The sequence below is a fragment of the Cellulomonas sp. NPDC058312 genome, from assembly GCF_042880135.1.
GTDB lineage: Bacteria > Actinomycetota > Actinomycetes > Actinomycetales > Cellulomonadaceae > Cellulomonas.
This window is the reverse complement of sequence record NZ_JBHVZE010000003.1, coordinates 659,739-673,276: the sequence shown is the minus strand read 5'-3', so window position 1 is coordinate 673,276 and position 13,538 is coordinate 659,739. Positions and strand designations below refer to the sequence as shown.

The 13,538-nt window shown below is 69.4% G+C and carries 12 protein-coding genes; 6 read left to right on the top strand and 6 right to left on the bottom strand.

The features are described 5' to 3' along the window. Window positions 1-831, top strand: a complete 831-nt coding sequence (locus tag ACFVXN_RS12035; RefSeq protein WP_389232289.1) for an ImmA/IrrE family metallo-endopeptidase — start codon at window positions 1-3, stop codon at window positions 829-831. A 46-nt stretch (window positions 832-877) separates the two neighbouring features. Here ACFVXN_RS12035 and ACFVXN_RS12030 read toward each other — a convergent pair whose 3' ends face one another. Continuing rightward, window positions 878-1,288 carry a hypothetical protein gene (locus ACFVXN_RS12030; RefSeq protein ID WP_389232286.1) on the bottom strand — a complete coding sequence of 137 codons (411 nt, stop codon included), beginning with the start codon at window positions 1,286-1,288 and terminating at the stop codon, window positions 878-880. 88 nt (window positions 1,289-1,376) lie between these two features. Next, complete coding sequence (locus tag ACFVXN_RS12025) at window positions 1,377-1,670, bottom strand: hypothetical protein (RefSeq protein ID WP_389232283.1); 294 nt, start codon at window positions 1,668-1,670, stop codon at window positions 1,377-1,379. Between the two features lie 6 nt (window positions 1,671-1,676). Between ACFVXN_RS12025 and ACFVXN_RS12020 the strand changes: the two genes are divergently transcribed. From ACFVXN_RS12020 to ACFVXN_RS12010, 3 genes are all read left to right on the top strand, one after another. Further along, a complete protein-coding gene (locus ACFVXN_RS12020; protein ID WP_389232280.1) occupies window positions 1,677-3,110 on the top strand; it encodes a hypothetical protein in 1,434 nt (477 codons plus the stop codon). A gap of 107 nt (window positions 3,111-3,217) precedes the next feature. After that, a complete protein-coding gene (locus tag ACFVXN_RS12015) occupies window positions 3,218-3,529 on the top strand; it encodes a helix-turn-helix domain-containing protein (protein ID WP_389232277.1) in 312 nt (103 codons plus the stop codon). Between the two features lie 119 nt (window positions 3,530-3,648). Further along, window positions 3,649-3,915 (top strand): hypothetical protein, encoded by a 267-nt coding sequence (locus ACFVXN_RS12010; RefSeq protein ID WP_389232275.1) that lies wholly within the window; start codon window positions 3,649-3,651, stop codon window positions 3,913-3,915. Between the two features lie 198 nt (window positions 3,916-4,113). Here the strand turns inward: ACFVXN_RS12010 and ACFVXN_RS12005 are convergent, their stop codons facing one another. After that, a complete protein-coding gene (locus ACFVXN_RS12005) occupies window positions 4,114-4,584 on the bottom strand; it encodes a sugar O-acetyltransferase (protein WP_389232272.1) in 471 nt (156 codons plus the stop codon). Window positions 4,585-4,734: 150 nt separating this feature from the next. On the opposite strand from ACFVXN_RS12005, the gene ACFVXN_RS12000 reads away from it, so the two are divergent. Then, a complete protein-coding gene (locus ACFVXN_RS12000; RefSeq protein ID WP_389232269.1) occupies window positions 4,735-5,604 on the top strand; it encodes a hypothetical protein in 870 nt (289 codons plus the stop codon). Window positions 5,605-6,540: 936 nt separating this feature from the next. Beyond that, a complete protein-coding gene (locus ACFVXN_RS11995; protein ID WP_389232266.1) occupies window positions 6,541-10,152 on the top strand; it encodes an NACHT domain-containing protein in 3,612 nt (1,203 codons plus the stop codon). A gap of 204 nt (window positions 10,153-10,356) precedes the next feature. Here ACFVXN_RS11995 and ACFVXN_RS11990 read toward each other — a convergent pair whose 3' ends face one another. From ACFVXN_RS11990 to ACFVXN_RS11980, 3 genes are read right to left on the bottom strand one after another with little or no spacing between them, the layout of a single operon-like run. After that, on the bottom strand, window positions 10,357-11,277 hold the full coding sequence (locus tag ACFVXN_RS11990) for a hypothetical protein (RefSeq protein WP_389232263.1): 921 nt from the start codon (window positions 11,275-11,277) through the stop codon (window positions 10,357-10,359). 29 nt (window positions 11,278-11,306) lie between these two features. After that, entirely contained in the window at window positions 11,307-12,158 is an 852-nt protein-coding gene (locus ACFVXN_RS11985; protein ID WP_389232260.1) for a hypothetical protein, read from the bottom strand. Further along, window positions 12,155-12,988, bottom strand: coding sequence for a TIGR04255 family protein (locus ACFVXN_RS11980; RefSeq protein ID WP_389232257.1), 834 nt, complete (start codon window positions 12,986-12,988; stop codon window positions 12,155-12,157). The genes ACFVXN_RS11985 and ACFVXN_RS11980 overlap by 4 nt, the downstream gene beginning before the upstream one ends. Between the last annotated feature and the right edge of the window lie 550 nt (window positions 12,989-13,538).

The following is a 13,538-nucleotide window of genomic DNA, read 5'->3' as shown; positions in this document are numbered from 1 at the left end:
GTGACAACTGCACCGCCCGCTGCGCGAGACATTGACGACATCGTCGACGACCTCTTGGTGCGAGCGGGTGCCGTCGGTCGTTTCCCCACCCCGGTCGAGGAGATCGTTGCCGCGGCGGGGTTGGCCGAGGCACAGGACTACGTCCTGACGGAGGAGGCGATCGCCCAGGCGCCTGCGCAGCTGCGCGAGCTGCTGCGCAGCAGTCGGGAGAAGATCCTCGGTCTGGTCGATCGGCGCGAGCGAGTCATCCACGTCTCGCCGACGATCACGCACGGTGGCCGGCGCAGCTTCGTGAAGCTGCACGAGGTGACGCATCACGTGCTGCCGTGGCAGCGCGAGCTGGTGTACGCCGATGACGACGACTCGCTGTCGCCGTCGGTGCGGGCGCAGTTCGAACGTGAGGCGAACTACGGCGCGGCCGCGTTGCTTTTCCAGGGCTCGCAGTTCGATGAGTCCATCGTGCAGCTGCCGGTACGGCTGGAGTCGATCGACATGCTCGCGGGACTCTTCGGAGCGTCGTTTCGGGCGACGGCTCGTCGATACGGTGAGCGGCACTCGCGCGCGGTTCTCATTGCTGCATTCGACGGTGGTGAGGGCGGTCGTTGGCAGCGGCGGGAGGTGTCGGCGAGCCCGGAGTGGCGGCGCCGTTTTGGTACGCCGGCATGGCCGGGGCTCATGACCGAGGACCGGTTCCCGGTGCTCGCGCACGTGCGTCAGGGGTCGCAGGCGACCGTGACCTGGCGCGACCAGAACGGGGAGTCCGCGCAGGTGCGTGTCGCCGGCCGCGCTGGTGCGAAGTGGGCGTCGTACCTGTTGCTGACCGTTGCCTGAAGCGAGCAGTTCGACAGCGTGGCGCGTCCGGTTGAGCGGGTCTGGCTCAGCTCGCGAGTGGTCCTGGAAGGGACGCCGAGGTGAACCGGGCGCGGATCGCTGCCGCGTCTGCCCCCGTGATGCGTTCGATGACGGTGACGATCCGCTGCAGCCGCCACTCCACGTCGGGCCAGCTCGGGTCCGGGTCGAACCGGTACCGGGGCCGGCCACCGATTCTGATGACGTCGGGCTCGGGGATGCCGGTGTCGATGTCGTTGCAGATGACGTCGATGAGGCTGGTCCACTGGTTGTCGAACGGGAACCGACCGGATCCGGACCCGCGGGCGCGGACCACCCGGTGGTCGTCGAGGTCGAGGTAGTACTCGGTGCTACCGGCGGATGCGATCCGCCACAGCCCCGTTGCGCGCTTCACCTCGAGGGTGCCCGTGGAGTGTTGACTTCGTGGTGTCGTGTCCATGCTCCAGCGTGCCGCCGGGCACTGACATCGACCGAAGCGGGCGGTGGTGGTCCGGCGACAGGGGACGCGTGATCGCTGGGCCCGGTGGTCAGCGGGTCACGAGGTGGTGACGCATCGCAGACTCGTAGGGCGTGTCGGGCAGCCCTTTCGTCCCGCGTTCTTCGCGGCGTGCGGGGCCGAACGTCACTGCGGTGGCGCCCGGGTGGAAGCCGATCACGCTCTCGTTCGGATTCTCGGGGGAGTGCTGCAACGCGGTCCACGACTCCGGCCCGTCGTCGAGCACGGTCTGCAGATCAGCGTGCTCGATCTCCTCTGCTGCGCCGAGGTCCGTACTCGGTCGTTCCAGCCGAGGCGATCCGCCAATGCTTGAGCTGGAGGTCACGCGCGCTTGGCCGCGGCGCAGCATACGCGGGACCTGTCGCTGTACTACGCGATGGATCAGGCAGCGTTCGTCGACAACCGGGCAACGCAGCAGGCGTTGCTGACCAAGGAGGCCGAGCAGGCGCGTGTCGGATGGGACCGTGCGCGTCGCTCAGCGCAGACCGCACCGGATGACGAGACCGCTGCCGCGCTCGAGCAGGACGCGGCCCGGTGGCTCGACCGGCTGCGTACGGCGCGGCGGTCGCTGGAAGCGCTCGAGGCCGAGGCGAACAGCGAGGAGCAGGCGGACGTGGCGTTCGAGTCGTCGACGCAGCTGATCGATGCGGCGCTGTCCCGGATCGCGACCACCGACCGGGTTACCCAGGCGGAGATCGATGCGTTCCACGAGCTGACTGACGGGTGGTCGATGATCCCTCGCGCCGACGGCGCGCTGGACGCCTCGGTCACGGTCCGGTTGCCGGTGAAGGGCGGTGCGCTGCTGATCCCGGTCAGGTGGGAGATCGCCCAGCTCAGTGTCGGGACCCAGGCAGTCCGCGCCCAGATCGACCGGCCGACAGGCGCGCCGGTCGTGAAGAGGGAGCAGACCGTGCACGACCTCACCGAGGCCGGACTGTCGCGGCTGGCTGCTCTGGTCGTCACGAACGCACCCTTCACCGAGCTGCCGCAGCTCGTTCGCGAGTTCGTGCTCGGTGACCCAGAAGCGGAATGGGTCGGGCCGCAGTGGCGCGAACCGGCGTTCGTCGAGCACATCCGCTCGGTGTACCTCGACCCGAAGTTCCAGTGGAACGGCAGGGGGAAGTACGTGCTCTACTCGTGGATGCGCCAGGCAGCCGTGGACCTCGCGCTCGAACGCGGCGCGATCAGCACGCAGGACCTGATCGACGAGCACCCGGCCGCGTCGAAGCACACCCTCCAGTCGTTCTGCGGGGTCGGTCCGCCCAACGGTGTGATCCGACGGTGGGCCCCGGTGCTGGACGGCACGCTCGAGCGCAACAAGCTGCGCGCGAGCGCACGGGTCTGCTGGTGCGGTGCACCCGGGGTGGCAGTGGCACGGGTGCCGGAGGTACCCAAGGACCTCATCTGCGAAGCGGGTCACCCGCTGCAGGACGCACCCCCACAGGGCGGTGTCGTGGTTCTGCCGGACGCCTACCGGGTGCTGCGGATGAGCGGCGAGCAGGTACGGCTCGCCCTTCGCCAGTCCCGTGCCGCCCGCAACCGGCAACTGCCGGTCACGACTCCGACACCGGGGCAGCCCAAGGTCCTCGAAGTGCTTCCCTGGGTCGGCCACGAGCCCGTGAGTGCGGCGCAGGTCGGGGACGCCCTGGGAGCGCACCAGAGTGCAGCAGGGACCCAGCTCAAGAAGATGGCCGCGATCGGGTGGGTGGTGCGGTTCGACGGGTGGCCGGCACGCTGGGCCCGCACCGCCAACGCGCCGCTCTGACCCGCAGCGTTCGGCCCGTGTCGTGTGGGGTCGGGCCGAGAACACGAGCGTCCGCAGCCCCGAATCTTCATCGATCACGCGTGTCAAGCCCCTTGTAGCCTGAGGACATGCCCCGCCGGTCGAGCTCCTACCGCACTCCGCGGGAGTGGCTGACCGACGGCGAGTGGCCAGAGGGCACGTTCGACGCCGAGTCGCCCACGGCCGTCGCGTACGCCGTCGAGATCGCCCGGCGCCTGGAGCAGGGGATGGCCGACCGGTCCAAGGCCGGCGTGGCCCGTGAGGCGAACCTCGAACGGTCCACGCTGTACGACCTGCTCTCCGGTCGCAGCTGGCCAGACGCGATCACGATCGCCCAGCTCGAGCAGGTCCTGCAGACCCGGCTGTGGCCGGACCACCCCGTTCCGCCGCTCAAGAGCTGAGCACCTCGAGTTCTCGTTCACCCGCTACCGGCGTCCGCCTCGTGGTCGATAGGGAGAGTGCCGGCGTGATCCGCCGGCGCGTCCGCCACGAGCGGCGCAGTGACGACGAGAGGTGCGCAGTGAGCGAGTGGGTCAGTTTGGGAACCGTTGCCGTCGACGCGGGGATGATCGCGATCACCGGTGTCCCGGTGCCTGAGGGCATCACCGACGCCGCCGAGCGGCGCGACGTGGCGCTCGGATTCGACCTGCGCCCGACGGACAGCCTCAACGCCGTGCTCGCGCGCACCGCCTTCGGGGACGGCCGCTACCCGGTGATGGGACTTCTCGAGCACGACGAGGACGGCCAGGGGTACCTCGCCGAGGTCAAGGTCGTCTTCACGGCGTAGACGCGCTGTGACGAAGCCGCCCGAGCTGGACAGCTCGGGCGGCTTCGTCGTGTTGTCGCACGCGTCATCGGTCGGTGCGTGCTCGACGACCTTGCCGCCCTGCATCACCACGACGGAGTCCCGGCGGGCGACGACGTCGAACAGCCCGCGCACGCGAGTCTCGTGCGGGCAGCACGGCGGCGGCGTGGTGCAGCGGCCCTACGGCTCGTCGCAACGCCCTCGTCGTGGACCGCTCAGCGCTCCGGTGCGCTCCGGATGGGGCGCGCGGGGGACACCTGCCACGGTCGTGTCGTTGGGGATTTTCCGGCTGACCACGGCCCCGGCGGCCACGATGACGCGGTCACCGATCGTCACGCCCGGCAGGATCGTGCAGTTCGCTCCGATCCAGACGTCGTCACCGATCGTGACAGGAGTGGCGACGGCGAGCTTGTCGCGCCTGCCCTGAGGGGTCAGCGGGTGCCCGACGGTGGAGATGACGGTGTTCGGGCCGATCATGCAGTGGTCTCCGATGGTGACCGGTGCGACGTCGAGGGTCGTGACGTTGTAGTTGCAGAGGAAGTCGGCCCCGACGCGGATGTTCTTGCCGTCGTCGCAGCGGAATGGCGACTGGAGCGACGAGCACTCGTACCTCCTGGGGTGGGGCGCGCCGTCCGCGCCCGACCTACCCAAGCCGCCGCCGTGGCCGGAACCGCCGCAAGCACCCGAACCGCCGTCAGCTCGGGAACGAGAAGCGATCGCTCACCACGCGGCCGAGTACAAGCGCCGGCGGGGCGTCGTCGACGGCCGCTGACTGGTGCTGGCGCCTGGTTTGATTCGGGCGTGAACGACGACCAGATCGCCGACAGGCTGCAAGCGCTCGAACCGGCCGCTATGGGATTCGCGCTGGTGGGTGCCGCCCTCGCCGTCGTCGCCCTCACCTTGCTGTACACCTGGTGGCTCATCACGTCGATCACGAGCGACAGGCGGCGACGCACGCCGACACAGATGACCCAGAGCGAACGGCGCCGCGCCGGCGAGGCGATCACCGAGATCGTCGACGCCGTCGAGAACGACGTCGACCGCGCCCGGCTGGGGGCAGCGTTGATGCGGGAGCCTCGCCGCAGACGGCGGGTGCAGGTCACCACCTCCACGCTCGCGAGCGTCGCGGCCGGCGGAGCCACGCTGACGGTCCTGACACTGTGGACCCAGCCCTCCGAGGGAGCCGAGACGTACTGGGTCTTGATGGCGGCCTTGGTCGTCTTGTTCACCGTGCAGATCTCAACGCTCCTCCTGACGCTCCGGGTGTACAGGCGCATCGATCGCCGCGCCCCGCTCACAGCAGCGGCAGTGGTGCTCGCGCGCGTCATCTTCCGACGGCCCGAAGAGACTTCGGAGTTCGACGCCCGCACCCAGCGCGTCGAGGGTGGACGCCGGCTGCGCGACGCCTTCGTGAAGGCCGCCATCCCGGAAGCCGACCTCGACCTGCTCCACCAGATCGCGGCCGAGGACGCCACCGCGTGGAAGCAGATGAAGACGACCGCCATGCTGCAGCTCACACGTGCCTTCGCGGGAGAGTTCATCCGAGCACCCGACATAGCACCTGGCGAACCTTCCCTGAGCTGGTGGCAGCGACAGAGCGCGGTGGTCCTCACCGTCATCGCGCTCATCACGGCACTGGTCACCTTCGTATCCCGGCTTCTTCCGGAGTAGATCAGCGTCGAGCAGGAGCCGGACGTCGTTGTCCAGATCTACGGACGTGTCGACCTACCACGCAAACCGCTGCAGGGCGTGACTCGTGGCCGGTTCGGACCCGGAGGCGGCCGAGCGAGCAGTGGAGCACACGACAAGCAATCGAGGTCCAGACGCGGAAGCAGGGCCGATCTCCAGCGGCCGCGGAGGTCGACGCGCTCGGCGAGCCGCATCGTCGCCGACAACCCGGGCGGCGTCGCCTACGTGCTCGCCCCCGGCCACGGTGCTGCGGGCAGCGCCTCGTTCGCTGTACTCGCCGACGGCTGGTGCTGCGCGAAACCCGCCGCCGTGGGCGTCGTGCCGTGCACCGTGCGCCTTGCAGCGGTCGACCTCACCAGGCAACCGCCGCGACCGGTCCGTGTTCGTCGAAGTGGCTCCTGGCGCCGACTCCGTCACGCCGAGAGCGACGCCGCTCGCGCGCGGTCGACCTTGCGTCCTCGACCTCGGCGACCGCTCCGGCCCTTGCCGCGACCGGTGCGCCGCTCGGGCGGCCGCGGGCATGGCCGCCCGGCTATTGGCTGCACGGGCACTGCTCGTCGCCAGCGCGGACGCTCGGCGACGCCGAGCGCGACCGACAGGTCCGTGACCCCAGCATCCCCCTCGCGGATTAGTGCGGGTCGGTGCGCCGCACGCCGACTCGTCGCCGTCAGCGGCGATCGTCGACTGGCTCGTGGTCCGCATCAGCGGTGCTTCCGACGAGGGCCCACGGCTACTACCGCGGGCCGGCCAGCGCCAGCCCGCCGCTTCTCGCGGCTCGAGATGGCGCCATTCCGACCCGGCCCGAGCCGTCGTGGCGGATCAGGTCGCTGCGTGTGGATGCGGTGTGGTCTGGGGCGTTGGCGGCATGATGTGGCGGATGCCCGAAGCGCGCCGGGCGCTGGGCGGAACGGTGAGGCGATGAGCACGGCAGGCCGGGCGGATGCTGCCGGAGGGCTGTTCCGCATCCACGTCGCGATCTACCTTGCGGTGCACGGGTTGCGTGGACGTTCGGTTCCGGGTCTGGACCTGCCCGCAGACGTGGTCCCTGTGCGGCTGGCCTTCGAGACCGCGGACCCGACCGACGACATCAAGGTGACGTTCTCTGACGGCCGTCACGCCTACGTGTCGGCCAAGCGAAGCGTGGGCAACAACTCGCACCTCGAGAGCACGGTGGCAGGTTGGGTGGCGCAGGTGCCCACGGCCGATGAGCGTGACCTCCTCGTGCTCGCCGCCGAGGAGCTGACCGGAGTGGTCCGGGAGCTGGAGGGTGCCTTGAAGCGCCGGCGCGGCGAGGTCGATCAGGCCGAGCGACCCAAGGACACAGCGGCGATCGCCGCTGTGATCAAGCACGTCCCCGACGGTCTGAGGGAGCAGGTGCTCGGCAGCGCTCGGCTGCTGCACGTGCCGCACGTCACCAACAGCGATCTCGGGACCTCCTACTTGGCCGAGGTGGCCTCGAACATCGTCGAGGGAGACCAAGGCAACAGCGTGGTGAGCGCGCTCGGGCATGAGTTCACTCGGCAGGCCGGCGACGGCGACGGTTCGACGATCGAGGACTGGGAGGCGGCCCTCGCGGCAGGCGGACTCCGGGTGGCGCCCGATCCCGGTGGTGTCCCGGGGCGGCAAGCAGCCGCTCGGCGCCTCGCAGTCGAGGCATACGGAGCGAGACTGACTCGCCACCGCGGCATGATCGACCTGACCCTGCTCGCCGACGACCTGCCGCCGGTACACGTCGATGACCTTCTGGACCAGATCCGTGTGGGCGTTCGCGGTGATCGGGACTCGGTGAACGGCACACTTCTCTCCCGAGTGCGACGCTGGCGTCGGTTGCTGCTCGTCGGGCCGCCCGGCGCGGGCAAGTCGATCGCAGTGCGTGAGCTCGCCGCCGCGTGCGTGGAGAACCCGGACGCGCCGGTGCCGATCGTCATCCCCCTGCTCAAGGCGCTGGGCCACTTCCCCCGCGGCTTGGATGTGGACGACCTCCTCGAGGTATGCGTGCACGAGTTCGTCGGCGAGGAGCATCGTCCGGCGCTACGCACCTACCTGCGCGAGCAGGTTGATCGAGGCGACGCGATCCTGATCTGCGACGGGCTCGATGAGTGCGGAGCCCGCGCCCCTTGGGTCGCTCAGCAGCTGCGGTCTGTAGCGGCCTCGGTGCACGCCCGCACCGGGCTGGTGATCTCGACCCGCCCGAGCGCGGAACTGGCGGCCGGCCGACTCGACCTGCCCCGCGTCGAGCTGCGTGAGCCCAGCGGGTTGCGGGACACCACCGACGCCATCCTCGAGGCCTGCGCGGATCTTCGAGCAGCACAGGGCGAGCGTGACGCGTGGATGCGGTCGCGGCGGAAGTGGATCGCGCGATCCCGCGAGGAGCACCGCGACCTCATGGAGGTGCCGTTGCTCGCGAACCTGGTCACGTTGATCTGCGCTGACACCCCCGAGCACGCCTTGCCCACCCGCCGTGCACGTGTGCTGCACCAGGCGGTGACACGCTCCGTCGAGCGGTGGGAAAGCGAGCGGGAGTCAGCGGACGAGGCCCGTCCCTGGGCGCCCGAAGTCACCCAGGCGATGCTCCTCGACGGCTTCATCGAGCTCGGGCGGCTGCTGGACACGCCCACCGCACCGACCAGGCAGGCTGCGCTCGATGCTCTGGGCCGCCTGCTGTCTGGGCCGCGCTGGTCGTTCCCCGTTGCACCCGCAACGGAGCTGGCAACGCACGTGCTCCGGTTCTGGGACGAGCGCGTCGCCGTCTTCGTGGTCGACGGCGATGGCCTCCTCGGCAGCCGCAGTCGGGTCTTCGTCGACATCGCGCTGGCGATGTGGACCGCCGGCGCCCCGCGCGAGCTCCGCGACTGGCTGGCCGAAGTGATCCAGTACACGGACACCGACGACGCGATCGGTCTGTCTGCCGACCTCCACCCACCCGTTCTGGACGCCCTGCTCGATCTGGGCTCGACAGGGTCGCCGGCCGCGACCGCGATGGTGCTGGCCCTGACCAGCGACGCGGCCATCGACCTGACCGATGCGCAGCGGCTGCGGATGCTGACGAACCTGGAGCGACACGTCGCCGACCAGGTTGTCCCGCCCCGACGCAGCTCGCGAGACCAGACGTCCATCCTGGGCTTCTTGCGCGGACGCACGTCGCGCTTCGAGACCACAACTGGACTGCTCATTCGTGTGTGCCAGCTGCCCTGGGACGGCGAAGCGCGTGCCCGACGTGACGAGCTCGTCCGTGTTGCGGGCCTCGCCGAGGACGAGACGGTAATCCTGACTGCGATCGCCGGCCTCGCGGACGCCACGCGCGACGTGCAGCCCGTGAGCGAGCAGGTGCTGCGCGCCGTCGAGCGCGTGATGGAGATCCCGGTGCCGCAGGCACCCGCGACCGACCGGACCTCTCGTCGGCACGTTTTCGTCGTCCCGCCCGCACGACAGGTCGGGATTGCGGAGGTCGCGATGGCCGTGGCCCCGCATCTGCGTCAGCTGGAGGACCGGCGCCCGGGCTCCGCCCGGTGGGTGTTCGACGCGGCCAAGGAAGCGCCTCGCGGCGGCGAGGAAGCGCAGCGAAGCCTCGCGGTCGTCCAGCAACACGTGGAGGCCGTCGACGCCCGGGCCGCGGAGTGGCAGCACGAACGCTGGGCCCGGCTGGCGGGCTCCTGGCCGAACGGGCTCGACCTCGACCATCGCCATGACGTCACCCTGGTCGCGCATCTCGCCGCGCTCGGTGATCCGGTGCGCGCGAACGGCCCGCTCGACGCGTGGTCGCTGACCGATGCCGGCGACCTGCTTGAGGCCGTCGGATACGCCACCGTCACCTACGCAGACTTCCGCGACGCGTTCCGCGCGGAGTTCGACGCGCTGCGGGGGCAGTGGCTTGCGGTGCTTGCGCGCGCGCGTGGCCTGGACGCTGACGCGATCGGCGCCCAAGCCCGGCACGTGCTGGCGACGAACCGCGTCACGACAGAGATCTCGCTGTCCAGCTCGAGCGATTGGCAGGTGCTGACGACGCCCGCCATCGAGCACGCGCGCAAACAGGAGAGCAGCACGCGCGAGCTGTCCGCGCCGGATCAGGAGGTGCTCGCTGAGTGCCTCGTCAGCGGCTCCAACTGGATGGCAGCGTCCGCCGCGAACCTGCTGGCGAATGCACGCCCGGTCCGCTGGAACCCGACCGAGCTGTTCGCGCGGGACCTTCCGCACCTCTCCATGCGAAGCGCGGCCATCGCGTACGCGGTGGCCGTCCTTGCCGACCACCGCCTCGGCGGCGAGCTGCTCACCGCGGCCGCGAGCAACGCGGAGAGCAGTCGTCGGTGGGGAGCTCAGATCGCGACCAGCGTCGATGATGACCTGGATCCGGACGGCGTGATCAGGGCGAAGCTGCGCGTCGATGAGGACTTGACTGTGCGCCTCGACGAGGATCACGCGGCCGAGCCCGCCGCCAGCTACTGGAGCTGCGCCTGGTGCCGCACGCCCAACCCCATCGCGGAGGAGGCCTGCTCCGAGTGCGCGCAGGGCGACCGTCCCCGTACTCGGTGAGCCAGGTGAGCTGGTCCGAGCGGCGGCTCGGCAGTCAATCGGTGGAGTCGAGGAGACCAAGCAGCAGTCCGGCGAGATCGCACCATTCCCGAGCCGGTGAAGGCGCCCCGCCACGCGATCGCACGCCTGTGCCAGCGCCTGGCGAGACCGTGTCAGCAGTCGCTCACGATGACGAAACTTGCTGCGCCGGCGATCGAGGGCTGCTCAGGAGAACGAGCGAAAGTCTGAGATCCGCAGCGGCGTCGAGTTCCGGTACTCCTCCACGCTCAGCTTCTCGAGCCGCTGGAACCGTACGGGACCAAGGACACAGCCGTGCGGGGCCCGCGTAGCGTCGATAGTCGCCCGCTTGAACGGCTTGCCGAGCTGCGTGCGAAGGTCTCTGATCGCACGCTTGCCCGAAGGCTGCAGCTCACCCCGCAGCACCACGAGCAGTTCTACTCGCGACGGCCACAACGGTTCGCCTTCCACGACGGTCAGCCGGACCTGCTCGATGTCGGCGATCCAGTCCGACTCACGCTGCCGCTTGAAGAACGTCTCAAGCGCGGGGACGAGCTGATCGGAGACCGCATCGTGCAGCGCGGGTCGTCGTACCTTCGCCGCGAGGTGCTGCGCGAATCGGTGGGACTCCTCGACAGTCACGAACCCCCGCACCGGGGTGGCGAGAGCCAGCAACGACTTGCTGACGGGAAACGACACCCGCAGGTCTGCGAACCAAGGTCCGCCGGACAGCCCGGAGACCGGGAACAGGTCGACCTTCCGATGGCCGTACGCGTCCGCCAACGCCTCCTTGCTCATGGACGGGGCCTCCACCACGGGATGTACCTGCACCGTGAGGTGACGTAGTCCAGGACCCGTCGCGCCGACATCGCATGTCTGGGATGCGACGATCGCCCAACCACGGCCGATGTCGGTCGAGACAGCCTCGCCAGCAGCACGCTCGTCCCACATCGCCACACCCGACCGCTGCGCGATCGAGGTGGTGAAGAGCTCGGTCAGCGGGTCCGCGCCACCAGGCGAAGCCCAGAAGTACGGTACGGAGTCGATCAGGTCACCCTGACGCCATTCGGCAAGCTGTCCCTTCATCGATGCAAGGGCATCCCGGTCGTAGGCGGCGTCCAGCCCCACGACCGGCCGCTGGCCCCCTGCAGCCGCGGTCATCGCTCGCGCGGGACACGACGAGCGACCTGAATCGCCGAGCCATGCCGCGCTGGAGCTGCGCCGCGCTCGAACGCGGGAGCTGAACCGAACAGCGGCGCGTCATCCTCAGGCCCGATGGCAGCCGCGAACGCGGTGCCCGTCGACTCCAAAGAGGCCGGGCGTTCGGGATAGGGGTAGCGCTCGCGCGATGCCCGCGCAAGAAGGGAGTCGAAGTCCCCGTGCGCGAGCTCACGGCGAGCCGCCGGCCTGGCGGCGAACCACGACGCCAGGCCATCACCGATGATCTCTTGCAGCTCGCTGACGCAGTCAGACAGTTCCCACAGTCGGGCGAGAGAATCAACCCGAGGCTGCGTGGCGGGGTTCCGCTTCCAGTGGAAGAACGTGCTCTTGCGGATGCCCGCGGCATCCAGAACCCGACGCTGCGGCATGCCCAGCACGCGCCCAAGGCGCGCTACGGCGGACACAACGCTCTCCTGGCCCGATGAAACAGGCTCAACGGAAGACACTTCGGCACTGAGGGCGTTCCCCGTGAACCCGGGCAGCACGACGGTCAGGTCGAACTGCTGCGACAGGTTCACGTCCAGAACGAACTGCCACTGAGCCCCCCGAGACATCTCCGCCAGGGCACCGCTCCACACGATCGACCGGTGTTGACCGGCCAGCATCGTCAACGACGGCAGCGGCTGACGGGTGCTCAGTTCCGCGCAGTCGAACCGGCGTAGGGCATCTCGAAGTCCAGGATCTGCGACTCGCGCAGACATCGCGGTGCGCTCCTGATCGTCGGCGACCGCGTCAAGAAAGCTGAAGTCACCGAGGATGGAACCAGTCCGCACAGCAGTCGACGTCATGCACCCAGCCCCCCTTCCCTGGTCTTGAGTTCCCGAAGGTACTCGTCAGTCAGCGACGCCTGGAACAGTGACAGGGCCGTCCGGTTCAGTGCCTGAGCGCGATCAACGATGTCCCGAGGGTCGAAAGCCACCTTTCGCTCATCGAACGTGTCGATGTCCAGCAGGTAGCTGAAGCGTCCGCCGGCCTGCGCGTCTTGGAACGCCCCATGACGGATCAGGGCGCCACACTCTGGCTCAAGACGAAGCTCAAGTTGCTGCTGAGCGGCAGTCAGGCGATCACCGAACACGGGATGCGACACCGGCCCGATCAGGTCATGGTGGATCCTGCCCACCCAGGCCCCAGGAGACTGAGCCGACGGGTCGACGAACCGGTCGATGTAGCGCAACCCGACCCGATCCGTCACCTGCGGCGACATCACCTCGTCCACCGCCGCGAGCGCCGCTTCGATCAGCGGAGCCATAGTCACGCTCCACCGTTCATAGCGTGCAGCCTGTACCGCGATGGACGCGCCCAGGATAGTCACGCTCGCGGAACGCTCAGCGTCCGCGTACTGCCAACCCACCTGGTGGTTCTCCACCCGCTGTTGAGCCTCGCCCGTGGCGTTGATGTCGAACGACACCACGTTCTGCTGAGCGCGCTCCATCCCGGTCACGCTCAGACCGGCCTCGTTCATCACCTCACGCAGGCGCAGGCCAACTGCTGGCTCCAGCGCTGTTGCCGCGGCGCCGACGAACCGAACCTCTGCGACCGCAAGCTCCAGCGGCGGCGCTGGCAACTGCGTCTGATCCGCGGCCGGCAGCCCACCCAAAGCCTTCACGTCGCTGCTCATCCCGCTCCTTCAGTCCGAAGTTGGACCGTACTTGGACACTATGCGGGCGCAACCCGATCCCGCAACGGGGCGAGGAGCATGCGCTCGGATGGAGCAGTGTGCCGGGCACCAGTGACACGACGCCGCTTGAGGTCAGGCATGCCGGGCCCCGCGGGTCGGCACGGTGTGCGCGTAACCCATGAGCAGTTCGAACCGAGGTCGGCCTGCCCGCAACGGCATGGAGTCCTGCCGCCGGCCATAGCCTGCCAGCACCGCAGAACGAGCCATCCACTGATCACTTTGCGTTGTCGCCTACGGCGAAGTGGTCCTCATGGGCGGTTGGCCTCCCGAACCCTCTCCGGAGCCACCCGAGCGAGCGGCGACGTCCATCGTCCCATCGAGGGAGCTCCTCCAGCTCCGGCGCGATGCACTGGCTACCGGGAGGGGACCCACCACCTTCGCCTCGATGGGGTTCGAGTGCTGCTGCCGTTCTTGTCGGCAGTATCGGAACGCGCCCGGCGGGGCTGGCCCGAGCATGCGCACCCCGGCCGGCCTCGGGCGCGAGCGCGTT

What these genes read in the sequence shown, in the direction of transcription:
- ACFVXN_RS11995 (WP_389232266.1), top strand. Translation starts at nt 6,541, where the DNA reads ATGAGCACGGCAGGCCGGGCGGATGCTGCCGGAGGGCTGTTCCGCATC.
- ACFVXN_RS11980 (WP_389232257.1), bottom strand. Translation starts at nt 12,988, where the DNA reads ATGAGCAGCGACGTGAAGGCTTTGGGTGGGCTGCCGGCCGCGGATCAG.
- ACFVXN_RS12030 (WP_389232286.1), bottom strand. Translation starts at nt 1,288, where the DNA reads ATGGACACGACACCACGAAGTCAACACTCCACGGGCACCCTCGAGGTG.
- ACFVXN_RS11985 (WP_389232260.1), bottom strand. Translation starts at nt 12,158, where the DNA reads ATGACGTCGACTGCTGTGCGGACTGGTTCCATCCTCGGTGACTTCAGC.
- ACFVXN_RS12015 (WP_389232277.1), top strand. Translation starts at nt 3,218, where the DNA reads ATGCCCCGCCGGTCGAGCTCCTACCGCACTCCGCGGGAGTGGCTGACC.